We start from the raw sequence: 23,464 nt of genomic DNA on the forward strand, positions 1-23,464 counted from the left end.
GCTTTGGATCATGACTGCGCCCGCCGCCGATCCCGTCGCCGACACCGCCTCCCTGCGGGAGTCCACCGACCGCCTCCTGACCGCCGTCCGGAAGCTGGACGACGCCGCCCTGGCCGCCCCCTCGAAGCTGCCGGGCTGGACCCGCGGCCATGTCCTCGCCCACCTCGCCCGTAACGCCGACGCCCTGCTCAACGTACTGGCCGGCCGCCCCATGTACCTCAGCGCCGAGGCCCGCGAGGCCGACATCGAGCGCGGCGCCCCCCGCCCCCCGGCGGCCCAGCTGGAGGACCTGCGCGCCTCCGCCGCCCGCCTGGACGAGGCGATGGCCCGGCTCACCGGCGAGCAGTGGGGCGCCACCGTCGAACTGCGCAACGGCGTCACCGACCTCGCCTCATCCCTCCCCTTCCGCCGCCGGATCGAGGTCGAGTTGCACCACGTCGACCTCGGCATCGGATACGGGCTTCAGGACATGCCCGCCTCCTTCACCGACCGCGAGCTGGAGAACATAGCCAGGCGGTTCGCGGGGCACCCCGGGGTGGAACCCGTGGAGATGAGGGTGGAGGACGGCCGGGTCCTGCGCACCGGCCGCGCGGCCGGACAGGAGGAGCAGGCGGTGACCGTCGCCGGCTCGCCCACCGCGCTCGTCGGCTGGCTCACGGGCCGCACCGACGGCACCGGACTCGTCACATCCGGCGCGGTCCTGCCCTCGCTGCCGCCCCTCTGACACACTGATCGCCGACCGCGCCCCCCTTCCGGAAGGAGCCGCAGAACCCATGCCGTACACAGGAAAAGTCGCGGTCGGCGGTCCGCCGGACGTCCACGAACTGACCGACCTGGTGATCTCCAAGGTCGCGGTCGGCCCCCTGGAGAACAACGCCTACCTGCTGCGCTGCCGCGCCACCGGCGAACAGCTCATGATCGACGCGGCCAACGAGCCCGACACCCTGCTGAGCCTCATCGGCGAGGACGGCATCGGCTCGGTCGTCACCACCCACCGGCACGGCGACCACTGGCAGGCGCTCGACACCGTCGTCCAGGCCACCGACGCGCGCACCTACGCCGGGCGCTACGACGCCGAGGGCATCCCGGTGCCCACCGACGTGCCCCTGGAGGACGGCGACGCCGTGACCGTCGGCCGCGTCACGCTCACCGCCCGCCACCTGCGGGGCCACACCCCCGGCTCCATCGCCCTGGTCTACGACGACCCCCACGGCCATCCGCACCTGTTCACCGGCGACTGCCTCTTCCCCGGCGGCGTCGGCAACACCAACGGCGACGCCGGGGCGTTCACCACACTGCTGAACGACGTGGAGGCCAAACTCTTCGGCGAGCTCCCCGACGAGACCTGGGTCTACCCCGGCCACGGCGCCGACACCACCTTGGGCGCCGAGCGCCCGCACCTGACGGAGTGGCGCGAACGCGGCTGGTGACGGGGCCGGCGGCGGCAGGGCGCGCCGCCGCCGGCCCTGTGTGTCGTACGCCGCCAGTAAGGTGGGCGCCATGGCAGACCCCTCCAGCTACCGCCCCAGGCCTGGAGAGATCCCCGACTCCCCGGGGGTCTACAAGTTCCGCGACGAACACGGCCGGGTGATCTACGTCGGGAAGGCGAAGAGCCTGCGCCAGCGCCTGGCCAACTACTTCCAGGACCTGACCGGCCTCCACCCGCGCACCCGCACCATGGTCACCACGGCCGCCTCCGTCGAGTGGACGGTGGTCTCCACCGAGGTCGAGGCGCTCCAGCTGGAGTACTCCTGGATCAAGGAGTTCGACCCGCGCTTCAACGTCAAGTACCGCGACGACAAGAGCTACCCCTCACTCGCGGTCACGATGAACGAGGAGTTCCCGCGCGTGCAGGTGATGCGCGGGCCCAAGAAGAAGGGCGTGCGCTACTTCGGGCCGTACGCGCACGCCTGGGCGATCCGCGAGACCGTCGACCTGATGCTGCGCGTCTTCCCGGTGCGCACCTGCTCGGCCGGGGTCTTCAAACGGTCCGCCCAGATCGGCCGCCCCTGCCTGCTCGGCTACATCGGCAAGTGCTCGGCGCCCTGCGTCGGCCGGGTCGACGCCGGGGAGCACCGGCGCCTGGCCGAGGAGTTCTGCGACTTCATGGCCGGGCGCACAGGCGCCCACCTGCGCCGTCTGGAGCGGGAGATGCACCGGGCCGCCGAGGAGATGGAGTACGAGAGGGCCGCCCGGCTGCGCGACGACATCGAGGCGCTGAGGCGGGCGATGGAGAAGAACGCCGTCGTCCTCGCCGACGCCACCGACGCCGATCTGGTCGCGGTCGCCGAGGACGAGCTGGAGGCGGCGGTCCAGATCTTCCACGTCCGCGGCGGCCGGGTGCGCGGCCAGCGCGGCTGGGTCACCGACAAGGTGGAGGAGGTCACCACCGCCGGCCTGGTCGAGCACGCCCTCCAGCAGCTCTACGGCGAGGAGAGCGGCGACGCCGTGCCCAGGGAGGTCCTGGTCCCCGCCCTGCCCGGCCCGGTGGAGCCGCTCGCGGCGTGGCTGGCGGGCCGGCGCGGCGCGGCCGTGGACCTGCGCGTGCCGCAGCGCGGCGACAAGCGCGCCCTGATGGAGACGGTGCGGCGCAACGCCCAGCAGGCCCTGGCCCTGCACAAGACCAAGCGCGCCTCCGACCTGACCACCCGCTCCCGCGCGCTGGAGGAGATCGCCGAGGCCCTCGGGCTGGACTCGGCCCCGCTGCGCATCGAGTGCTTCGACATCTCCCACCTCCAGGGCGAGGACGTGGTGGCCTCGATGGTGGTCTTCGAGGACGGCCTGGCCCGCAAGAGCGAGTACCGCCGCTTCCAGATCAAGGGCTTCGCCGGCCAGGACGACGTCCGCTCCATGCACGAGGTGGTCTTCCGCCGCTTCCGCCGCTATCTCCAGGAGAGGCAGCGCACGGGCGAGTGGGCCGCGGGGGAGGAGCGGGAGAGCCCCGGGAGCGAGGGGCCCGGGAGCGCACCGGACGGGGCGGTCGGTGCGAACGCCGCGGACGGGCCGGACGGAGCGGACGGGCCGGCCCCCGCCGAGGAGCGGGGCGGGAGCAGGGCGCCGAAGTTCGCCTACCCGCCGCAACTGGTCGTGGTCGACGGCGGGCAGCCGCAGGTCGCCGCCGCGCGACGGGCCCTGGACGAGCTGGGGATCGACGACGTGGCCGTGTGCGGGCTGGCCAAGCGCCTGGAGGAGGTGTGGCTGCCCGGCGAGGACGACCCGGTGGTCCTGCCCCGGACCAGCGAGGGCCTGTACATGCTCCAGCGGGTCCGCGACGAGGCGCACCGCTTCGCCATCCGCTACCAGCGCGGCAAGCGGTCGCGGGCGATGAAGGCGAGTCCGCTGGACGCCGTCCACGGCCTCGGGGAGTCCCGCAAGCAGGCCCTGGTCAAGCACTTCGGCTCGGTCAGGCGACTGCGCGCCGCCACCGTCGAGCAGATCTGCGAGGTACCGGGCGTCGGGCGCAAGACCGCCGAGGCCGTCGCCGCGGCCCTGGCGCAGGCGGCTCCGGCCGCTCCGGCGGTGAACACCGCCACAGGTGAGATCCTGGAGGACCGGGAAGACCGGTAGGACACCGGCGATCGACAAGCGGAACCGCACAGGCGGGCGGGGGAGAGCACGATGGACGAACACATGGGAGACGGAGCTCAGGTGGGCACGGGTACGAGTACGGGCGCGGTGGCGGACACCGCGGGAAACGGAGGCGACGGCGCCGCCGCCATCCCCGAACTGGTGATCATCTCCGGCATGTCCGGCGCCGGCCGCAGCACCGCCGCCAAGTGCCTGGAGGACCTCGGCTGGTTCGTGGTGGACAACCTGCCGCCCGCCCTGATCCCGACCATGGTCGACCTCGGCGCCCGCTCGCAGGGCAACGTGGCCAAGATCGCCGTCGTCGTCGACGTCCGCGGCCGCCGCTTCTTCGACAACCTGCGCGAGTCCCTCGCCGATCTCGACGCCAAGAACGTCACCCGCCGGATCGTCTTCCTGGAGGCGTCCGACGACGCCCTGGTGCGCCGCTTCGAGTCGGTGCGCCGCCCCCACCCGCTCCAGGGCGACGGGCGCATCGTGGACGGCATCGCCGCCGAGCGCGACCTGCTGCGCGAGCTGCGCGGCGACGCCGACCTGGTCATCGACACCTCCGCCCTCAACGTCCACGAACTGCGGGCCAAGCTCGACGCCCAGTTCGCCGGCGAGGAGGAACCCGAGCTGCGGGCGACGGTGATGTCCTTCGGCTACAAGTACGGCCTCCCCGTCGACGCCGACCTCGTCGTCGACTGCCGCTTCCTGCCCAACCCGCACTGGGTGCCGGGACTGCGGCCGTACACCGGCCTCAACGAGGAGGTCGCCCAGTACGTCTTCAACCAGCCCGGCGCCAAGGAGTTCCTGGACCGCTACGCCGAACTGCTCCAGCTCATCGCCGCCGGCTACCGCCGGGAGGGCAAGCGGTACGTGACCGTCGCGGTCGGCTGCACCGGCGGCAAGCACCGCAGTGTGGCGATGTCCGAGAAGCTGGCCGCCCGGCTGGCCGCCGAGGGCGTCGAGACGGTCGTCGTACACCGGGACATGGGACGCGAGTGACCGTCCGCACCCGCAGACTGCGGCGCCTGGGCACCACCCGCAGGGCCCGCGGCGGGACCCCGAAGGTGGTGGCGCTCGGCGGCGGCATGGGCCTGTCCGCGTCACTGGCCGCGCTGCGCCGGATCACCCGCGACCTGACCGCCGTGGTCACCGTCGCCGACGACGGCGGCTCCAGCGGGCGGCTCCGCGACGAACTGGGCGTCCTGCCGCCCGGCGATCTGCGCAAGGCCCTGGCCGCGCTGTGCGGCGACGACGAGTGGGGCCAGACCTGGGCGCGGGTCATCCAGCACCGCTTCGTCAGCAGGGGCGACCTGCACGAGCACGCGGTGGGCAACCTGCTGATCGTCGCCCTGTGGGAGCAGCTCGGCGACCACGTCCAGGCCCTGGACCTGGTGGGCAAGCTGCTGGGCGCGCACGGCCGGGTGCTGCCGATGTCCGCCGTCCCGCTGGAGCTGCGGGCCCTGGTGCGCGGCCACGACCCGGCACGTCCGCGGGAGGTCACCACCGTCCGCGGCCAGGCCACCGTCGCCCTCACCCCCGGCGAGGTGCAGCAGGTGCACCTCGTCCCGCACGACCCGCCCGCCGTCCCCGAGGCCGTCGAGGCGGTCCTCGACGCGGACTGGGTGGTGCTCGGCCCCGGCTCGTGGTTCTCCTCGGTCATCCCCCATCTGCTGGTCCCCGAACTCCTCCAGGCGCTCACCGAGACCAGGGCACGCCGTGTCCTCTCGCTCAACCTCGCACCGCAGCCGGGAGAGACCGACGGCTTCTCCCCGCAGCGTCATTTGGAGGTTTTGGCCCGACACGCCCCTAAACTCGCCTTCGACGTGGTGCTGGCCGACCGGGCCGCCGTGCCCGACGAGGAGGGCCTCCGCGACGCCGCCCGGCGCCTCGGCGGCACGGTCGAGCTGGCACCGGTGGCCGCCCCCGGGGGAGCCCCCCGGCACGACCCGGAGCTGCTGGCCGCCGCGTACGACCGGATTTTTCGAATGCATGGAAGGATCGGCCCATGGCGATGACGGCAGCGGTGAAGGACGAGATCTCCCGGCTACCCGTCACCCGGACCTGCTGCCGGAAGTCGGAGGTCTCCTCCGTCCTGCGGTTCGCCGGCGGACTGCACCTGGTGAGCGGCCGCATCGTGATCGAGGCCGAGCTGGACACCGGCATCGCCGCCCGCAGACTCCGCAAGGACATCCTGGAGATCTTCGGCCACGCCTCCGACCTGGTGGTCATGGCCCCCGGCGGGCTGCGCCGCGGCAGCCGCTACGTCGTACGGGTGGTGGCGGGCGGTGATCAGCTCGCCCGGCAGACGGGGCTGGTCGACGGCCGCGGCCGCCCGGTGCGCGGTCTGCCGCCGCAGGTGGTCTCCGGGGCCACCTGCGACGCCGAGGCCGCCTGGCGCGGCGCCTTCCTGGCGCACGGCTCGCTCACCGAGCCCGGACGTTCCTCCTCCCTGGAGGTCACCTGCCCCGGCCCCGAGGCCGCCCTCGCCCTCGTCGGTGCCGCCCGCCGCCTGCAGATCGCGGCCAAGGCGCGCGAGGTGCGCGGTGTGGACCGGGTCGTCGTCCGGGACGGCGACGCCATCGGCGCGCTGCTGACCCGGCTGGGCGCACACGAGTCGGTACTGGCGTGGGAGGAGCGGCGGATGCGCCGCGAGGTGCGGGCCACCGCCAACCGCCTGGCCAACTTCGACGACGCCAACCTGCGCCGCTCGGCCCGCGCCGCCGTCGCCGCCGGGGCCCGGGTGCAGCGCGCGCTGGAGATCCTGGGCGACGAGGTGCCCGAGCACCTGGCCGCGGCCGGCCGGCTGCGCATGGAGCACAAGCAGGCGTCCCTGGAGGAGCTGGGTGCGCTGGCCGACCCGCCGCTGACCAAGGACGCCGTCGCCGGGCGTATCCGGCGGCTGCTGGCCATGGCCGACAAGCGCGCCGCCGACCTGGGGATCCCGGGCACCGAGTCGAACCTGACGGAGGAGATGGTCGGCTGAGCGGGCCTCGGGAGCCCCGCCCGTCCGCCCACCCCGCCCACCCCGCGCGCCGCGCCTCCCGCGGCCCGCGGCCGCGGATCCGGGCGCCCGGGACGTCTGCCGGGGGCCCTCGCGGGTACGTCCTGCCACCGGTGCGCCACACCGCGCGCGGCGGGTGGCCGATGTCACTCGCGGGCACCCGGCGCGGTAGGGTCGGAGGTGGTCGGGGACATCCCAAACAGCTTCGCCGGTGTCCGCACCGGCGTACCTAGCGAGGAGATCGGTTCGTGACGATCCGCGTAGGCATCAACGGCTTCGGCCGCATCGGACGGAACTACTTCCGCGCACTCCTGGAGCAGGGCGCGGACGTCGAGATCGTCGGTGTCAACGACCTGACCGACAACGCGACCCTTGTCCACCTGCTGAAGTACGACAGCATCCTGGGCCGTCTGAAGCAGGAGGTCAGCCACACCGCCGACACCATCACGGTGGGCGGCCAGACCTTCAGGACGATGGCCGAGCGCGACCCGGCCGCCCTCCCGTGGGGCGAGCTCGGCGCCGACATCGTCATCGAGTCCACCGGCATCTTCACCAAGCGTGAGGACGCGGCCAAGCACCTGGCGGCGGGCGCGAAGAAGGTCCTCATCTCGGCCCCGGCCAAGAACGAGGACATCACCGTCGTCATGGGCGTCAACCACGAGGCCTACGACGCGCAGAAGCACCACGTCGTCTCCAACGCCTCCTGCACCACCAACTGCGTGGCGCCGATGGCCATGGTGATGGACGAGAACTTCGGCATCGTCAAGGGCATGATGACGACCGTCCACGCGTACACCAACGACCAGCGCATCCTGGACTTCCCGCACAAGGACCTGCGCCGCGCCCGCGCCGCGGCCGAGAACATCATCCCGACCTCGACCGGCGCCGCCAAGGCCACCGCCCTCGTCCTGCCGCAGCTCAAGGGCAAGCTGGACGGCATCGCCATGCGTGTACCGGTCCCGACCGGCTCGGTCACCGACCTCGTGCTGGAACTCGACCGCGAGGTCGGCAAGGACGAGGTCAACGCCGCCTTCCAGAAGGCCGCGGAGGGCCGGTTGAAGGGCGTCCTGGAGTACACCGAGGACCCGATCGTCTCCTCGGACATCGTCAACTGGCCGGCCTCCTGCACCTTCGACTCCTCCCTGACCATGGTCCAGGGCAAGCAGGTCAAGGTCGTCGGCTGGTACGACAACGAGTGGGGCTACTCCAACCGCCTCGTGGACCTGACGGTCCACGTCGGCGAGCGGCTCTGACCACGCTGCCGGACAGCAGCGCCGAGACATGACGCGGCGGGGTTCGCGGGGCGCGACGACGCGCCCCGCGGGCCCCGCCTCGCGATGACCGGCCGCAGGGCCGGCAACCGTGCAAACCACCGAGCAGACCACCACGGAGCCACACCATGAAGACGATCGACGACCTCGGTGTCGCGGGCAGGCGGGTCTTCGTCCGCGCCGATCTGAACGTGCCGCTCGAAGGCGGGGCCATCACCGACGACGGCCGCATCCGCGCCGCCGTCCCGACGATCGGCAAGCTGGCCGAGGCCGGCGCCAGGGTGATCGTCGCCTCCCACCTGGGTCGCCCCAAGGGCGCCCCGGACCCGCAGTTCTCCCTCGCCCCCGTGGCCGGGCGATTGGGCGAACTGCTGGGCAGGGACGTCGCGTTCGCCACCGACACCGTCGGCGAGTCCGCGGAGTCCACCGTCGGCGCCCTCGCCGACGGACAGGTCGCGGTGCTGGAGAACCTGCGCTTCAACGCCGGCGAGACCAGCAAGGACGACGCCGAGCGCGGCGCCTTCGCCGACAGCCTGGCGGCCCTCGCCGACGTCTACGTCGGCGACGGCTTCGGCGCGGTGCACCGCCGCCACGCCTCCGTCTACGACCTCCCGGCGCGGCTGCCGCACGCCGCCGGCGGCCTCATCGCCACCGAGGTCGGCGTCCTGCGCAAGCTCACCGACGACGTCGAGCGCCCCTACGCGGTGGTCCTGGGCGGCGCGAAGGTCTCCGACAAGCTCGGCGTCATCGACCACCTGCTGGAGCGCGCCGACCGCATCCTCGTCGGCGGCGGCATGGCCTACACCTTCCTGAAGGCCCAGGGCCACGAGATCGGCGCCTCGCTGCTCCAGGAGGACCAGATCCCGGCCGTCCAGGGCTACCTCAAGCGTGCCGAGGAGCGCGGCGTGGAGTTCGTCCTCCCCGTCGACGTGGTGGCCGCCGCCGGCTTCCCGGACCTGAGGACCAAGGCGCCCTCCGATCCCGTCACCGTGGCCGCGGACGCCATCCCGGGCGATCTGATGGGGCTGGACATCGGCCCCCGCAGCCAGGAGCTGTACGCCGCCAGGCTCGCCGACGCGGCCACCGTCTTCTGGAACGGCCCGATGGGCGTCTTCGAGCACCCGGACTACGCCGAGGGCACCCGGGCCGTGGCCCAGGCGCTGATCGACAGCCCGGCCTTCACCGTCGTCGGCGGCGGGGACTCCGCCGCGGCCGTCCGCATCCTGGGCTTCGACGAGGAGGCCTTCGGCCACATCTCCACCGGGGGCGGCGCCAGCCTCGAGTACCTCGAGGGCAAGACGCTCCCCGGTCTCGCAGCGCTGGAGGACTGATCCGGCGCGCCGGGTCTGCCGGCGCACCGGGGGAGCACACGCGGCCGCCGGGCCGCGAACGACCACGATGCCCGCGCCCCCGCGCCGCGCGGGCGACAGCGACACGAGCCGCTGCCGCGGCGGAGAGATCTGAAAGGCACCTCCACCCATGGCAAACCGCACCCCGCTGATGGCGGGCAACTGGAAGATGAACCTCAACCACCTGGAGGCCATCGCCCACGTCCAGAAGCTCGCCTTCGCCCTGAACGACAAGGACCACGAGGCCGTCGAGGTCGCCGTCCTGCCGCCCTTCACCGACCTGCGCTCGGTGCAGACCCTGGTCGACGGCGACAAGCTGAAGATCCGCTACGGTGCCCAGGACGTCTCGGCGCACGTCTCCGGCGCGTACACCGGCGAGGTCTCCGGGGCGATGCTGGCGAAGCTCAACTGCACCTACGTGGCCATCGGCCACTCCGAGCGGCGCCAGTACCACGGCGAGACCGACGAACTGTGCAACGCCAAGGTCAAGGCGGCCTACCTGCACGACCTGACCCCGATCCTGTGCGTCGGCGAGGGCCTGGAGGTCCGCAAGGCCGGCGACCAGGTCGCCCACACCCTCGCCCAGGTCGACGGCGCGCTGGAGGACATCCCCGCCGACCAGGCCGCCCGCATCGTGATCGCCTACGAGCCGGTGTGGGCCATCGGCACCGGCGAGGTCGCCACCCCCGAGGACGCCCAGGAGGTGTGCGGCGCGATCCGCGGCCGCCTGGCCGAGCTGTACGACCGCGAGCTGGCCGAGGCGGTCCGCATCCAGTACGGCGGATCGGTGAAGTCCGGGAACGTCGCCGCGATCATGGCGCAGCCGGACGTGGACGGCGCCCTGGTCGGCGGGGCCGCGCTGGACGTGGACGAGTTCGTGAAGATCGTCCGGTTCCGCGACCAGTAGGGCCGTCGGCGACCGCCGCCGACGAGTGACGGCGGGCCGTCCACGTCGTACCCTGTCGGGGCCGGGAGCGAACACGCACAGCGCTTCCCGGCCCCGTACCCTGCAAGTCCCGACAGTTCCCGTCATCCGTCCGAGAGAGTTGGTCCAGCCGTGATCCTGGGGTTCTCCATCGCCCTCATCGTCTTCAGCCTGCTGCTGATGCTGCTCGTGCTGATGCACAAGGGGAAGGGCGGCGGCCTCTCCGACATGTTCGGCGGCGGCATGCAGTCCTCCGTCGGCGGCTCCTCGGTCGCCGAGCGCAACCTCGACCGCATCACGGTCGTGGTGGGCCTGATCTGGTTCGCCATCATCGTGGCGCTCGGCATCCTGATGAAGATCGACGGCTGAGGCCTGCCGCGCGACCGCGGCCGCCGCGCTCTGACGCCGTGTCGCCTTCCCGGCCTATCATGAGGCTCGCGCCCACGGGACCCGAAGGGGGCCGCAACTCGGGTCTGTGGACGCGCGTTGGGCCCTACGTACACTGGGGCACCCGCAGCGGAGCGGCCTGTCGATGCTCCGCGGCACCGTGAAGGCAGGGAGTTACGACCGTGGCAAGTGGCAACGCGATCCGGGGAAGCCGGGTCGGAGCGGGGCCGATGGGGGAGGCCGAGCGAGGCGAGTCCGCGCCGCGCCTGCGCATCTCCTTCTGGTGCTCCAACGGGCACGAGACCCAACCCAGCTTCGCCAGCGACGCGCAGATCCCGGAAACCTGGGACTGCCCGCGCTGCGGCTTCCCGGCCGGCAAGGACCGGGACAACCCGCCGGACCCGCCGCGCACCGAGCCGTACAAGACCCACCTCGCGTACGTGCGCGAGCGGCGCAGTGACGCCGACGGCGAGGCGATCCTCGCCGAGGCGCTGGCCAAGCTCCGCGGGGAGATCTGAACGCCGGTCGACCGGCCGCACAACGGCGCACGACGGCCCGGCCGTACGCCCCCACGGGGCGCGCGGCCGGGCCGTCGTTCCATTAGGTTGGGACGCGGCGGGGTCCGTACGACAGGAATGGACTGATTTCCCAGATGAACGCTGAAGGCCGCGGCAGGCTCGACCGGATGCCGCAGTGGCAGGCGCTGGCCAGGCACCGCGAGGAGCTGGGGGAGGTGCACCTGCGCGAGCTGTTCGCCGCCGATCCGCGGCGCGGCGAACGCTACGGCGTCCGGGTCGGCGACCTGTACCTGGACTACTCCAGGAACCTGGTCACGGACGAGACCCTGCGGCTGCTGCGCGAGCTGGCCGAGGCGACCGGGGTGGCGCGGCTGCGGGAGGCGATGTTCCGCGGCGAGCGGATCAACACCACCGAGGACCGGGCCGTGCTGCACACCGCCCTGCGCGCCCCGCGCGACGCCGTGACCGAGGTGGACGGGGAGAACGTCGTACCCGCCGTGCACGCCGTGCTCGACCGGATGTCCGCCTTCGCCGAGGCGGTGCGGGCCGGGAAGTGGGCCGGGCACACCGGTCTGCCCGTCAGGAACGTCGTCAACATCGGCATCGGCGGATCCGACCTGGGCCCGGCGATGGCCTTCGAGGCGCTGCGTTCCTACACCGACCGGGAGCTGGACGTCCGCTTCGTCTCCAACGTGGACGGCGCGGACCTGCACGAGGCGCTGCAGGGCCTGGACCCGGCCCGGACGCTGTTCGTCGTCGCCTCCAAGACCTTCACCACGATCGAGACGATCACCAACGCCACCTCCGCCAGGGACTGGTTGCTGGCCGGTCTGGGCGCGGGGAGGGAGGCGGTGGCCAAGCACTTCGTGGCGCTGTCGACGAACGCCGGGGCGGTCGCGGAGTTCGGCATCGACACCACGAACATGTTCGAGTTCTGGGACTGGGTCGGCGGGCGCTACTCGTACGACTCGGCCATCGGCCTCTCACTCATGATCGCCATCGGTCCGGACCGCTTCCGCGAGATGCTCGACGGCTTCCGCACCGTCGACACGCACTTCCGCACCGCGCCGCCCGAGGAGAACGCCCCGCTGCTGCTGGGCCTGCTGGGCATCTGGTACGGCGCCTTCTGGGGCGCGCAGTCGCACGCGGTGCTGCCCTACAGCCACTACCTGTCGAAGTTCACCGCCTATCTCCAGCAGCTCGACATGGAGTCCAACGGCAAGTCCGTGGACCGGCAGGGCGAGCCGGTGGACTGGCAGACCGGCCCGGTGGTGTGGGGCACGCCCGGCACCAACGGCCAGCACGCCTACTTCCAGCTCCTGCACCAGGGCACCGCACTGATCCCGGCGGACCTGATCGGCTTCGCGCGGCCCGTGGCGGACCTGAAGCCCGCGCTGGCGGCCCAGCACGACCTGCTGATGGCCAACCTCTTCGCCCAGGGCCAGGCGCTCGCCTTCGGGAAGACGCAGGAGGAGGTCCGCGCCGAGGGCGTCGCCGAGGAGCAGGTCCCGCACCGCACGTTCCGCGGCAACCGCCCGACGACGACGATCCTGGCCTCCGGGCTGACCCCGTCGGTGCTGGGGCAGCTCGTCGCGCTCTACGAGCACAAGGTGTTCGTCCAGGGCGCGGTGTGGGACATCGACTCCTTCGACCAGTGGGGCGTGGAACTCGGCAAGGTGCTCGCCAAGCGCATCGAGCCCGCGCTGACCGAGGGCGCCGAGGTGGAGGGGCTGGACGCCTCCACGGCGGCCCTGGTGGCCCGTTACCGCTCGCTGCGCGGCCGGGGCTGAGGCACAGGAAGGGACTGCCGGGCCCGCAGCGCGCCCACGGCGGCGGCCCCGCTCCCTCCCGGGGAGCGGGGCCGCCGCGTCCGGTGCCGTATCCGCGCGTGTTCGCCCGGTGGCCGTCCGGTGCCGGTCAGCTCCGGACCGACTCGGGCAGGAGGGCCCCCGCCTTCTCGTCGAGGATCCACAGGGTGCGCGCGCGCCCGCGCGCGCCCGCCGCGGGGGTCCGCGCCGGATCGCCGGCGGTCAGCGCGGCGGCCGCGGCCTCGGCCTTGTCCTCGCCCGCCGCCAGCAGCCAGACCTCCCGGGCCGCCCGGAGGGCCGGGAGTGTGAGGGAGATCCGGGTCGGCGGCGGTTTGGGCGCCTGCCGTACGCCGACGACGGCGCGCCCGGTCTCCTCCGTGGCCGGATGGCCGGGAAAGAGCGAGGCCACATGGGTGTCCGGGCCCAGCCCCAGCAGCAGTACGTCGAAGGCGGGCACCGCCCCGTCCGTACCGTCGCCGTCACCGGAACCACCGTCGCCGGCCGCGGCCAGCTCCGCCGCGTACGCCCCGGCGGCCACGTCCACGTCGTCGCCGTGCGGGCCGTCGGAGGCGGGCATCGGGTGGACGTGCGACGGGTCCAGGGGGAGCGCGTCCAGGAGCGCCGCGCGGGCCTGGGTGTGGTTGCGGTCCGGGTCGCCGTCGGGCAGGAACCGCTCGTCGCCCCACCACACATCGACGCGGGACCAGTCCACGCCGTCCCGTCCCGGGGCCTGCGCCAGGGCGGCGAGCAGGGCGTTGCCGTTGCGGCCGCCGGTCAGGGCGACGTGGGCCCGGCCGCGGGCTGCCTGTGCGTCCGCGATCGCGGTGATCAGGCGTGCGGCCGTGGCCCGGGCCATCCGCTCCTTGTCCGGGTGGACGACGATCTGCGGGGGAGCCTGCCGCTCTCCGCCCGGGGCCCGTGCCGCCTCCGCCTGCGCCGCCTCGGCCGCCTCCACCTCCGCGACCTGCCCGCGCACCAGGCGGTCGAGGCCGAAGCGGACGGCGTGGGCGTAGGTCTCGTCCGGGTCCAGGCGCCGCAGCTCCTCGGCGATCAGCTCGGCGGTGGAGCGCCGGTGCAGGGCCACGCTCCGGTCCGGCTGCCCCGGCACCGAGAGCTTCGCCAGCGAACCGTCACCGCGCTCCAGGCAGATGTCGCCCTCGTCCGTGGTCAGCCGCACCGCCGTGATGCCGGGACCGTCGGAGAGCACGCGCTCGACGGGGACGTCCAGGCGGTCGGCCAGCCACAGCGCCAGCAGCTCCGAACTGGGGTTGTACTCCTCGCCCTCGACCACCGCCCGGGTCACGCGGGCCTGCTTCTGGTCCAGGGCGGCGGCCAGCACGCTGCGCCACAGGGTGACGCGGGTCCAGGCCAGGTCGGTGTCGCCCGGCGCGTAGGAGGCGGCGCGCCCCCTGAGCGCCGCGACCGGGTCCTCGGTCTCCGCGGCGTCGGTGATGCGCCGCTGCGCCAGGGCGCCCAGCGGATCCTTGGAGGGGTACTCGGGCGGATCGGCCGGCCACCACAGGACGACCGGCGCGTCCGGCAGCAGCAGGGGCAGGACGACGCTGTGGGCGTGGTTCGCCAGCTCGCCGTGGAGGCGCAGCAGGACCGTCTCCCCGGTGCCGGTCTCGCCGCCCACCCGCACCTCGGCGTCGAGCCGGGCCGTGGCCCGGTCGCGAGGCGAGCGGCCCGGACGCCGTACGACGACGAGGATGCGCGAGGGATGCTCCTTCGACGCGTCGCTGGCCGCCTTCAGCGCGTCGTAGTGGCTGCCCTCGTCCGTCACGATGACGAGTGTGAGCACCATCCCGACGGCGGGGCTGCCCATCGCCCGCCGCGCTCGCACCAGAGCAGCGTTGATCCGGCCGGACGTGGTGTCCGTGAGGTCGATGTTCATGGCCGCCGCCAGCTCCGTCCGTCACGTGCGAGCATCTCGTCGGCCGCCTGGGGACCCCAGGTCCCGGCGGTGTACGGCTCGGGCCTGCCGTGCGCGTCCCAGTACTCCTCGACCGGGTCCAGGATCTCCCAGGAGCGCTCGACCTCCTGGTGCCGGGGGAAGAGGTTGGCGTCGCCCAGCAGCACGTCCAGGATGAGCCTCTCGTACGCCTCGGGGCTGGACTCGGTGAAGGACTCGCCGTAGGCGAAGTCCATCGTCACGTCGCGGATCTCCATCGAGGTGCCGGGCACCTTGGAACCGAACCGGATCATGACGCCCTCGTCCGGCTGCACCCGGATGACCAGGGCGTTCTGGCCCAGTTCCCGGGTTTCGGTGGCGTCGAAGGGGGAGTAGGGGGCGCGCTGGAAGACCACCGCGATCTCGGTGACCCGGCGGCCCAGCCGCTTGCCCGTGCGCAGGTAGAAGGGGACCCCCGCCCAGCGGCGGTTGTCGATCTCCAGCTTGATGGCGGCGTAGGTGTCCGTCCGGGAGGCCGGGTCGATGCCCTCCTCCTCCAGATAGCCGGGCACCTTCTCGCCCCCCTGCCAGCCCGCCCGGTACTGGCCGCGCACGGTGTGCCGGCCCAGGTCCTTCGGCAGCCGCACCGCGTTGAGCACCTTCAGCTTCTCGGTGACCAGCGCCTTGGCGTCGAAGGAGACGGGCTCCTCCATCGCGGTCAGGGCCAGCAGCTGGAGCAGGTGGTTCTGGATGACGTCGCGCGCGGCGCCGATGCCGTCGTAGTAGCCCGCGCGGCCGCCGATGCCGATGTCCTCGGCCATCGTGATCTGCACGTGGTCCACGTAGGAGCGGTTCCACAAGGGCTCGAACATCGTGTTGGCGAAGCGCAGCGCCAGGATGTTCTGGACGGTCTCCTTGCCCAGGTAGTGGTCGATCCGGAAGACGTCGGACTGGCGGAAGACCCGGTGGACGACCCGGTTCAGCTCCTGGGCGCTGGCCAGGTCGTGGCCGAAGGGCTTCTCGATGACCGCGCGGCGCCAGGACCCGTCGGGGGCCTCGGACAGCTCGTGCTCCTTGAGCTGCTCCAGGACGGCGGGGAAGAACTTCGGCGGTACCGAGAGGTAGAACGCGAAGTTGCCCCCGGTGCCGCGGGACTTGTCCAGCTCGTCGATGGTGGATTTCAGCCGGTCGAACGCGTCGTCGTCGTCGAAGACGCCGGGGACGAAGCGCATCCCCTCGCCGAGCTGCCGCCAGACCTCCTCGCGGAAGGGGGTGCGGGCGTACTGTTTGACCGAGTCGTGCACGACCTGGCAGAAGTCCTGGTCCTCCCACTCGCGGCGGGCGAAGCCGACGAGGGAGAAGCCCGGCGGGAGCAGACCCCGGTTCGCCAGGTCGTAGACGGCGGGCATCAGCTTTTTTCGTGACAAATCGCCTGTGACGCCGAAGATCACCAGTCCCGACGGCCCCGCGATGCGCGGGAGCCGCCGGTCCTGTGCGTCACGCAGCGGGTTGGCTGCGCTGCTCACCTGCTCTATGCCTCCTTCGGGGCGAGGCGCTTCAGCTCGGCCTCGGTGGAGGCCAGCAGGTCGTTCCAGGCCTGCTCGAACTTCTCCACGCCCTCGACCTCGAGCTGCTCGACGACCTCGTCGTATCCGATGCCGAGCTTCGCGATCGCGTCGAGGTCGGCGCGGGCCTGCCCGTAGGTGCCGCGCACGGTGTCGCCGGTGATCTCGCCGTGGTCGCCGGCGGCCTCCAAGGTGGCCTCCGGCATGGTGTTGACCGTGTTCGGGGCGACCAGCCCGGTGACGTAGAGGGTGTCGGGGTAGCTGGGGTCCTTCACACCGGTGGAGGCCCACAGCGGGCGCTGCCGGTTGGCGCCGGCGGACTCCAGGGCCGTCCAGCGGTCGGAGGCGACGACCTCCTCGTACGCCTGGTAGGCCAGCCGGGCGTTGGCCAGCGCCGCCCTGCCGCGCAGCGCCAGCGCCTCGTCGGTGCCCAGGGCCGTCAGCCGCTTGTCGACCTCGGTGTCCACCCGGGAGACGAAGAACGACGCCACGGAGTGGATCTCCGACAGGTCCAGTCCCCCGGCCTTCGCCTGCTCCAGCCCCTCCATGTAGGCGTCCATCACCATCCGGTAGCGCTCCAGCGAGAAGATCAGCGTGACGTTGACGCTGATGCCCGCGGCGATGGTCTCCGTGATCGCCGGGAGCCCGGGGGTGGTGGCGGGGATCTTGATCAGGGTGTTGGGGCGGTCCACCAGCCAGGCGAGCTGCCTGGCCTCGGCGACCGTGGGCTGTGTGGCGTGGGCCAGCCGCGGGTCCACCTCGATGGAGACCCGGCCGTCCTGCCCGTTCGTGGCGTCGAAGACCGGGCGCAGGATGTCGGCGGCGTCGCGGACGTCGGCGGTGGTGATCATCCGGATCGCCTCCTCCACCGTCACGCCGCGGGAGGCGAGGTCGGTGAGCTGCCGGTCGTAGCCGTGCCCCTCGGAGATCGCCTTCTGGAAGATCGACGGGTTGGTGGTGACACCCACGACGTGCTGCTCGTTCAGCAGCTCGGCGAGGGTGCCGGACGTGATGCGCTGGCGGGACAGGTCGTCCAGCCAGATCGCCACGCCTTCGTCGCTCAGGCGCTTGAGTGCGTCTGTCATGAGGGATGCATCTCCTGATCTCGTTGCCTGTGGGCGTCAGCGTCCGGCGGCGGCGATGGATTCCCGGGCGGCGGCGGCGACCGCCTCGCCGGTCAGGCCGAACTCGCGGTAGAGCACCTTGTAGTCGGCCGAGGCGCCGAAGTGCTCCAGGGAGACGGTCCGGCCGGCGTCGCCGACGTAGCGGTGCCAGGTCAGGCCGACACCGGCCTCTACGGCCACACGTGCCCGGACCGACGGCGGCAGCACGCGCTCGCGCCAGGCCTGGTCCTGCTCCTCGAACCACTCCAGGCACGGCATCGACACCACCCGGGCGGGCACACCCTCGGCCTGGAGCGACTCGCGCGCGGCGACGGCGAGCTGCACCTCCGAGCCGGTGGCGATGAGGACGACCTGCGGCTCGCACTCCCGGCCCTGGGAGTCCTCCGCCTCGAACATCACGTACCCGCCGCGGGCGGCGTCCTCGTCGGGCTCGTAGGTCGGCACGTTCTGGCGGGTCAGCGCGATGCCGTGCGGGGCCGGCCGGTCGCCGTGGCGGCGCATGATCTCGCGCCAGGCGATCGCGGTCTCGTTGGCGTCGGCCGGACGCACCACGTTCAGGCCCGGGATGGCGCGCAGCGCCGCCAGGTGCTCGACCGGCTGGTGGGTCGGGCCGTCCTCGCCCAGGCCGATGGAGTCGTGCGTCCACACGTAGGTGACCGGCAGCCTCATCAGGGCCGCCAGCCGCACCGCCGGGCGCATGTAGTCGGAGAACACCAGGAAGGTGCCGCCGTAGATCCGGGTGTTGCCGTGCAACGCGATGCCGTTCATGGTCGAGCCCATGGCGTGCTCGCGGATGCCGAAGTGCACCGTGCGGCCGTACGGGTCCGCCTCCGGCAGCGGATTGTCCGCCGGGAGGAAGGACGAGGAGGCGTCGATGGTGGTGTTGTTGGAGCCCGCGAGGTCGGCGGAGCCGCCCCACAGCTCGGGGATCACACCGCCCAGCTCCTTGAGCACCGCGCCGGACGCCTTGCGGGTGGCCATGTCCTTGCCGGCGGGGAAGGAGGGCAGCACCTTCTCCCAGCCCTCGGGCAGCCTCCCGGCGCTGATCCGGTCGAACTCGGCGGCGCGGTCGGGGCCGGCCCCACGCCACTTCGCGAGCCCGTCCTCCCAGGCCCGGCGTGCCTCGCGGCCCCGGTCCACGGCCTTGCGGGTGTGCTCCAGGACCTCGTCGGCCAACTCGAAGTCCCTGTCCGGGTCGAAGCCCAGCACCCGCTTGGTGGCCGCGACCTCCTCCTCGCCCAGCGCGGAGCCGTGCGAGGCCTCGGTGTTCTGGGCGTTCGGCGCGGGCCAGGCGATGATCGTACGGGCGGCGATCAGCGAGGGGCGCTCGGTCTCCTCCCGCGCCGCCTTCAGCGCCTCGTACAGGGCCTGGACGTCGAAGTCGCCGCTGGGCGCCTGCTCGATGCGCTGGACGTGCCAGCCGTACGCCTCGTAGCGCCCCAGGACGTCCTCGGACAGCGCGGTCGCGGTGTCGCCCTCGATGGAGATGTGGTTGTCGTCGTACAGGGCGACGATGTTGCCCAGCTTCTGATGGCCTGCCAGTGAGGAGGCCTCGGCCGAGACCCCCTCCTCCAGGTCGCCGTCGGAGACGATCGTCCAGACGGTGTGGTCGAAGGGGGAGGTGCCCGGGGCGGCGTCCGGGTCGAACAGACCGCGCTCGTAGCGGGCGGCCATCGCCATGCCCACGGCGTTGGCGATGCCCTGGCCCAGCGGGCCGGTGGTGGTCTCGACCCCGGCCGTGTGGCCGTACTCCGGGTGGCCCGGGGTCCTGCTGTCCCAGGTGCGGAAGGCCTTCAGATCCTCCAGCTCCAGCCCGTAGCCGGACAGGTACAGCTGGATGTACAGCGTCAGGCTGGTGTGGCCGGGGGAGAGGACGAACCGGTCCCGGCCCGTCCACCGCGCGTCGGACGGGTCGTGCCGCATCAGCTTCTGGAAGAGCAGGTACGCCGCCGGAGCGAGGCTCATGGCGGTACCGGGGTGTCCGTTACCGACTTTCTGCACGGCGTCCATCGCCAGGACCCGTACGGTGTCGACAGCCCGCTGATCCAGTTCGGTCCACTCGAGATCTGTGGTGGTCGGCTTGGTGCTCACCCTGCGTCAGGGCTCCTCTCCACATGTCGAAGGCCGGTGTCTGTCAGGTCACACCGGGCGGTGTCGAGCGTACCCCTGTCGGGGTTCCCTCTTCCGGTCCGCTCACCCTTTGGGAAGCCGGGAGAACGAACCATGTGAAACCAGGTGCGCGATGGGCCTCACCTGGGCGTCTGTGGAATACCGGGCGCACATGAGCACGGCTTTCCGGCGCCGCGCGAGGCCCTGCGAACCCTGTACCCGCGCCCCGCCGGGGCACCCTCTCGCGGGGCGCACCGACACGGGCGACCCCCGGGGCGAGCGGCGTATGGCCAGCGTCTACAGTGGCGTGGTAGGTGCGAGTCGTGACGAGATCCCGAAGGTCCGGACTCGCTTGTTCCCACGCGGCGCGAGCCGCGCATGTCGCATCGTGATCAGGGGTGTCCGTGACGGCCGTCGAATCCCGTCCCGCGGGTGGGGATACCGCCCACACCCGAGGGGGTGTGGGGGAGCTCGATCAGAGCCCAGTACACCGGCCGCTCGGGGCCCGTATCAAGGGCTATGTGGCGCTGACCAAGCCGCGGATCATCGAACTGCTGCTGATCACCACCATTCCGGTGATGTTCCTCGCCGAACAGGGCGTCCCCGACCTGTGGCTGGTCCTGGCGACCTGCCTGGGCGGCTATCTGTCGGCGGGCGGCGCCAACGCGCTGAACATGTACATCGACCGGGACATCGACGCGCTGATGCACCGCACCGAGCAGCGCCCTCTGGTCACCGGTGTGCTGACCCCGCGCGAGGCCTTGGTGTTCGGCGTCACGCTGGCCGTGGTCTCCACGCTGTGGTTCGGCTGGACGGTCAACTGGCTCTCGGCCGCCCTGTCCCTGGGCGCGCTGCTGTTCTACGTCGTCGTCTACACGATGATCCTCAAGCGGCGCACCGCCCAGAACATCGTCTGGGGCGGCATCGCCGGCTGCATGCCCGTGCTCATCGGCTGGTCGTCGGTGAAGAACGAGGTGAGCTGGGCCGCCGTCGTCCTCTTCCTGGTCATCTTCTTCTGGACGCCGCCGCACTACTGGCCGCTGTCGATGAAGGTCAAGGACGACTACGCCCGTGTCGGGGTCCCGATGCTCCCGGTCGTCGCGGGCAACCGCGCGGTGGCCCGGCAGATCGTGGTCTACAGCTGGGTCATGGTGGCCGTCTCGCTGGCCCTGTGGCCGCTGGGCTACGTCGGCTGGTTCTACCCGCTGGTCGCGCTCGCCGCGGGCGGCTGGTGGCTGTGGGAGGCGCACGCCCTCCAGGCCAGGGCCAAGGCCGGGGTCACGGGTGCCAAGCTCAAGGAGATGCGGCTGTTCCACTGGTCCATCACCTATGTGTCGCTGCTGTTCGTGGCGGTGGCGGTGGACCCCTTCCTGCGCTGATCCCACGCCGGTCCCACTCCGCTCCCGCACCGCCGGCCCGGTACCGGCCCGGCGCCGGGCGTGGCGCAGGCCACCCGGAGCAGCGGTCGCCAGGTGATCTACCCGTCGGTAGCATTCTGTCCATGGACAGCACACAGCAGGCGGAAGAGACCGGGCCCGACGCCAGGGCCCAGCGCTGGGTGACCAAGCTCGCCAAGGAGATCACCGCGTTCGTCAAGGAGCGCGGCGGCAGCGCCGACGCCCAGATCGCCTACATCGGCGAGCGCGGCGTGCGCATCGTCCTCGTCGGTGAGGACGGTGGCTGGGGCGATCTGGTGGCCCCTTCCGTCGAGGTCGCGCGGAAGGCCGCCGAGAGGGCGGGGGTCACCGTCCACGAGACCCTCGACGGGGACCTCGCCGCCCGGATCCGCACCGGCCCCTACGAGTGGGAGCGGATGGCGGGCATCCAGGTCGGGGGGCCCAAGGACCGCTGACGCGGTGAACGCGTGCGAGGCGGACGCCGTGAGGGCGACTCCGGTGCGCCGGCCGTCCCGTACCCCGCCGCCGGACCCGTGCCCGTCCACCGCCGGCCGCAGGGCGCGCAGGACCCCGGTGCGGTCATGCCGCACCGGGGCCGCTCCGCGTCCGCCGCACCCGCCCGGATCCGCGGCCGGGTGAGGGGAGACGCGGGGAGGGCCGGCCGGGGTCCTACAGGCCGGACGCGGCCGGAGCCGGCCGGTCGGCGGGAGCTCCGGTGGCGGCGGGCGCGGACGCCGCGGCGTCCGCGCCCGCCGCCACCGGCAACAGACCGCGCTCGCGCAGCGACAGCAGCACCCGCAGGGTGGCGACCCACACCAGGCAGGAGCCCAGCAGGTGCGCCGCGACCAGCATCTCCGGCAGCTCGGTGAAGTACTGGACGTAGCCGATGACGCCCTGCGCCAGCAGGACCAGGAAGAGGTCCCGGGTGCGGACCACCGGGCCCCGCGGCGCGTCCACGGTGCGCAGCGCCAGCCACAGCAGCACGGTCAGGGCCACCACGGCCCAGGCCAGCAGGGCGTGCACCCTGGCGGTCGTCTCCCAGTCCACGCCCATCCGCGGCACATCGCTGCTGTCGCCCGCGTGAGGGCCCGCGCCCGTCACCATGGTGCCGACGACGATCAGCACCGCGGACACGGCGGTCAGCGCCGCCGCGAGCCGCCGGATCCGCGCTCCGGCCAGCGGGCGCGGCACGTCGTCGCCCTCGCGGGCGCGCAGCCAGGTGACGGTGGTGACCGTGATGAGCACGCTGGCGAGCAGGAAGTGCGCGGCGACGGTGTACGGGTTCAGCCGCAGCAGCACCGTCACACCGCCCAGCAGGCCGTTGGCGACGACCAGCCAGAACTGCGACCAGGCCAGTCGTGACAGGCCCCGGCGGCGCGGCCTCGCCGAGCGGACCGCGACGATCGCCCAGCCGACGGCGGCGCACAGCACGTACGTCAGCAGGCGGTTGCCGAACTCGATGGCGCCGTGCAGCCCCATCTCGGGTGTGGCGACCAGGCTGTCCCCGCTGCACTTGGGCCAGGTGTCGCATCCCAGCCCCGAGCCGGTCAGCCGCACCACCCCGCCGGTGACCACGATGAGCACGCTCAGGACGAGCGCGGTCAGGGTGGCGCGCTCCACGGTGCGCTGGGCGGGGGTCCAGCGCCTGGCGACGTACGCGACGGGGTTTCGCGCGAATTCGAGCAGATTGGGCACGGACACCATGGTAGGCGGGTGCTTGTGCAAGCTTTCACGAGGGGGCGCGCTCCCCGTGCCAGGTGCCGCACACGGGCGCGGCGCGTTTCCCCCGGCGGGAGAACGGTGGGGAACCGTCATTCCCACCGGAAGAAGCGGGCCGCGGCGGCCAGGCCCACCACCGCCCACACGCCCAGGACCGCCAGGTTCGCCCAGGGCATCCCGGCCCCGTCCCGCAGCACCTCGCGCAGCCCCTCGGAGAGCGCGGAGATCGGCAGCAGTTCCAGCACCCCGCGCACCGGCTCGGGGAACTTCTCCAGCGGTACCACCACGCCGCCGCCGACCAGCAGCAGGACGAAGACGAGATTGGCCGCCGCCAGCGTCGCCTCGGCCCGCAGCGTCCCGGCCATGAGCAGTCCGAGGCCGGAGAACGCCGCCGTCCCGGCGACCAGCAGCAGCGCCACGGCGAGCGGACCGCCGTGCGGCGACCACCCCAGTGCCAGGGCCACCGACGCCAGCAGCACCACCTGCAGCACCTCGGTGACCAGCACCGCGCACGTCTTGGCGGCCATCAGCCCCCAGCGGGGCAGCGGAGACGCGGCCAGCCGCTTGAGGACGCCGTAGCGCCGCTCGAAGCCGGTGGAGATCGCCTGTCCGGTGAAGGCGGTCGAGAGCACGGCCAGCGCCAGCACGCCCGGCGCCAGGAAGTCCACGCGCCCGCCTCCGTCGTTCCCCTCCCCGGCCAGGTCCACGATGTCCACCGCGCTGAACAGCACCAGCAGCAGGGTGGGGATGAAGATCGTCAGCACAAGCTGCTCGCCGTGCCGCAGCAGCAGCCGCGTCTCCAGCGCGGCCTGTGCGGCGATCAT

Annotated in this window: 20 protein-coding genes; 14 read left to right on the forward strand and 6 right to left on the reverse strand. The window is 72.6% G+C overall.

Going from position 1 to position 23,464, the window contains the following annotated elements; translation table 11 throughout:
• The first annotated feature begins 10 nt into the window (after positions 1-10).
• From ACGRHY_RS21120 to pgi, 12 genes are all read left to right on the forward strand, one after another.
• Entirely contained in the window at positions 11-724 is a 714-nt protein-coding gene (locus ACGRHY_RS21120; RefSeq protein WP_394636891.1) for a maleylpyruvate isomerase family mycothiol-dependent enzyme, read from the forward strand.
• Between the two features lie 49 nt (positions 725-773).
• Positions 774-1,430 (forward strand): MBL fold metallo-hydrolase, encoded by a 657-nt coding sequence (locus tag ACGRHY_RS21125; protein WP_394636892.1) that lies wholly within the window; start codon positions 774-776, stop codon positions 1,428-1,430.
• A gap of 70 nt (positions 1,431-1,500) precedes the next feature.
• Positions 1,501-3,567, forward strand: a complete 2,067-nt coding sequence (gene uvrC / locus ACGRHY_RS21130) for an excinuclease ABC subunit UvrC (RefSeq protein ID WP_394636893.1) — start codon at positions 1,501-1,503, stop codon at positions 3,565-3,567.
• A 51-nt stretch (positions 3,568-3,618) separates the two neighbouring features.
• Positions 3,619-4,575, forward strand: coding sequence for an RNase adapter RapZ (gene rapZ / locus ACGRHY_RS21135; RefSeq protein ID WP_394636894.1), 957 nt, complete (start codon positions 3,619-3,621; stop codon positions 4,573-4,575).
• Positions 4,572-5,591: a gluconeogenesis factor YvcK family protein gene (locus tag ACGRHY_RS21140; protein WP_394636895.1), complete on the forward strand. Its 1,020-nt coding sequence runs from the start codon at positions 4,572-4,574 to the stop codon at positions 5,589-5,591. The genes rapZ and ACGRHY_RS21140 overlap by 4 nt, the downstream gene beginning before the upstream one ends.
• Entirely contained in the window at positions 5,582-6,559 is a 978-nt protein-coding gene (gene whiA, locus ACGRHY_RS21145) for a DNA-binding protein WhiA (RefSeq protein WP_394636896.1), read from the forward strand. Before ACGRHY_RS21140 ends, whiA begins: the two co-directional genes overlap by 10 nt.
• A gap of 266 nt (positions 6,560-6,825) precedes the next feature.
• The gene (gene gap / locus ACGRHY_RS21150; protein WP_394636897.1) at positions 6,826-7,830 is read left to right on the forward strand and encodes a type I glyceraldehyde-3-phosphate dehydrogenase; all 1,005 of its coding nucleotides are present in this window, start codon (positions 6,826-6,828) and stop codon (positions 7,828-7,830) included.
• A 146-nt stretch (positions 7,831-7,976) separates the two neighbouring features.
• Positions 7,977-9,179: a phosphoglycerate kinase gene (locus tag ACGRHY_RS21155; protein ID WP_394636898.1), complete on the forward strand. Its 1,203-nt coding sequence runs from the start codon at positions 7,977-7,979 to the stop codon at positions 9,177-9,179.
• Positions 9,180-9,327: 148 nt separating this feature from the next.
• Positions 9,328-10,104 carry a triose-phosphate isomerase gene (gene tpiA / locus ACGRHY_RS21160; RefSeq protein WP_394636899.1) on the forward strand — a complete coding sequence of 259 codons (777 nt, stop codon included), beginning with the start codon at positions 9,328-9,330 and terminating at the stop codon, positions 10,102-10,104.
• Positions 10,105-10,254: 150 nt separating this feature from the next.
• Complete coding sequence (gene secG, locus ACGRHY_RS21165; protein ID WP_394636900.1) at positions 10,255-10,491, forward strand: preprotein translocase subunit SecG; 237 nt, start codon at positions 10,255-10,257, stop codon at positions 10,489-10,491.
• Positions 10,492-10,691: 200 nt separating this feature from the next.
• On the forward strand, positions 10,692-11,027 hold the full coding sequence (locus ACGRHY_RS21170; RefSeq protein WP_162465822.1) for an RNA polymerase-binding protein RbpA: 336 nt from the start codon (positions 10,692-10,694) through the stop codon (positions 11,025-11,027).
• 134 nt (positions 11,028-11,161) lie between these two features.
• The gene (gene pgi / locus ACGRHY_RS21175) at positions 11,162-12,817 is read left to right on the forward strand and encodes a glucose-6-phosphate isomerase (RefSeq protein ID WP_394636901.1); all 1,656 of its coding nucleotides are present in this window, start codon (positions 11,162-11,164) and stop codon (positions 12,815-12,817) included.
• A 127-nt stretch (positions 12,818-12,944) separates the two neighbouring features.
• Here the strand turns inward: pgi and opcA are convergent, their stop codons facing one another.
• From opcA to tkt, 4 genes are read right to left on the reverse strand one after another with little or no spacing between them, the layout of a single operon-like run.
• Complete coding sequence (gene opcA, locus ACGRHY_RS21180) at positions 12,945-14,729, reverse strand: glucose-6-phosphate dehydrogenase assembly protein OpcA (RefSeq protein WP_394636902.1); 1,785 nt, start codon at positions 14,727-14,729, stop codon at positions 12,945-12,947.
• Entirely contained in the window at positions 14,726-16,252 is a 1,527-nt protein-coding gene (gene zwf, locus ACGRHY_RS21185) for a glucose-6-phosphate dehydrogenase (protein WP_394636903.1), read from the reverse strand. The genes opcA and zwf overlap by 4 nt, the downstream gene beginning before the upstream one ends.
• Before the next feature lie 5 nt (positions 16,253-16,257).
• Positions 16,258-17,376: a transaldolase gene (gene tal / locus ACGRHY_RS21190; protein WP_394636904.1), complete on the reverse strand. Its 1,119-nt coding sequence runs from the start codon at positions 17,374-17,376 to the stop codon at positions 16,258-16,260.
• 36 nt (positions 17,377-17,412) lie between these two features.
• Positions 17,413-19,506 (reverse strand): transketolase, encoded by a 2,094-nt coding sequence (tkt, locus tag ACGRHY_RS21195; RefSeq protein WP_394636905.1) that lies wholly within the window; start codon positions 19,504-19,506, stop codon positions 17,413-17,415.
• Between the two features lie 422 nt (positions 19,507-19,928).
• Here tkt and ACGRHY_RS21200 point away from each other — a divergent pair, with 422 nt between their 5' ends.
• Positions 19,929-20,903 (forward strand): heme o synthase, encoded by a 975-nt coding sequence (locus tag ACGRHY_RS21200; RefSeq protein ID WP_394636906.1) that lies wholly within the window; start codon positions 19,929-19,931, stop codon positions 20,901-20,903.
• Positions 20,904-21,025: 122 nt separating this feature from the next.
• Positions 21,026-21,376 carry a hypothetical protein gene (locus ACGRHY_RS21205; RefSeq protein ID WP_394636907.1) on the forward strand — a complete coding sequence of 117 codons (351 nt, stop codon included), beginning with the start codon at positions 21,026-21,028 and terminating at the stop codon, positions 21,374-21,376.
• Positions 21,377-21,590: 214 nt separating this feature from the next.
• On the opposite strand, the gene ACGRHY_RS21210 is transcribed toward ACGRHY_RS21205, so the two are convergent.
• Both ACGRHY_RS21210 and ACGRHY_RS21215 read right to left on the reverse strand, forming a co-directional pair.
• Positions 21,591-22,625, reverse strand: coding sequence for a COX15/CtaA family protein (locus tag ACGRHY_RS21210; protein ID WP_394636908.1), 1,035 nt, complete (start codon positions 22,623-22,625; stop codon positions 21,591-21,593).
• Between the two features lie 107 nt (positions 22,626-22,732).
• A complete protein-coding gene (locus ACGRHY_RS21215; RefSeq protein ID WP_394638143.1) occupies positions 22,733-23,464 on the reverse strand; it encodes an ABC transporter permease in 732 nt (243 codons plus the stop codon).

Origin of the sequence: Streptomyces shinuiensis (genome assembly GCF_043660855.1) — a bacterium.
In the GTDB taxonomy this organism is placed as follows: Bacteria; Actinomycetota; Actinomycetes; order Streptomycetales; family Streptomycetaceae; genus Streptomyces.

Bases quoted from the DNA above. Each gene is read 5' to 3' on its own strand.
- ACGRHY_RS21120 (WP_394636891.1), top strand. From the start codon at position 11: ATGACTGCGCCCGCCGCCGATCCCGTCGCCGACACCGCCTCCCTGCGG.
- uvrC (WP_394636893.1), top strand. From the start codon at position 1,501: ATGGCAGACCCCTCCAGCTACCGCCCCAGGCCTGGAGAGATCCCCGAC.
- pgi (WP_394636901.1), top strand. From the start codon at position 11,162: ATGAACGCTGAAGGCCGCGGCAGGCTCGACCGGATGCCGCAGTGGCAG.
- ACGRHY_RS21155 (WP_394636898.1), top strand. From the start codon at position 7,977: ATGAAGACGATCGACGACCTCGGTGTCGCGGGCAGGCGGGTCTTCGTC.
- whiA (WP_394636896.1), top strand. From the start codon at position 5,582: ATGGCGATGACGGCAGCGGTGAAGGACGAGATCTCCCGGCTACCCGTC.
- rapZ (WP_394636894.1), top strand. From the start codon at position 3,619: ATGGACGAACACATGGGAGACGGAGCTCAGGTGGGCACGGGTACGAGT.
- ACGRHY_RS21125 (WP_394636892.1), top strand. From the start codon at position 774: ATGCCGTACACAGGAAAAGTCGCGGTCGGCGGTCCGCCGGACGTCCAC.
- ACGRHY_RS21205 (WP_394636907.1), top strand. From the start codon at position 21,026: ATGGACAGCACACAGCAGGCGGAAGAGACCGGGCCCGACGCCAGGGCC.
- ACGRHY_RS21210 (WP_394636908.1), bottom strand. From the start codon at position 22,625: ATGGTGTCCGTGCCCAATCTGCTCGAATTCGCGCGAAACCCCGTCGCG.
- tpiA (WP_394636899.1), top strand. From the start codon at position 9,328: ATGGCAAACCGCACCCCGCTGATGGCGGGCAACTGGAAGATGAACCTC.
- tal (WP_394636904.1), bottom strand. From the start codon at position 17,376: ATGACAGACGCACTCAAGCGCCTGAGCGACGAAGGCGTGGCGATCTGG.
- opcA (WP_394636902.1), bottom strand. From the start codon at position 14,729: ATGAACATCGACCTCACGGACACCACGTCCGGCCGGATCAACGCTGCT.
- ACGRHY_RS21215 (WP_394638143.1), bottom strand. From the start codon at position 23,464: ATGATCGCCGCACAGGCCGCGCTGGAGACGCGGCTGCTGCTGCGGCAC.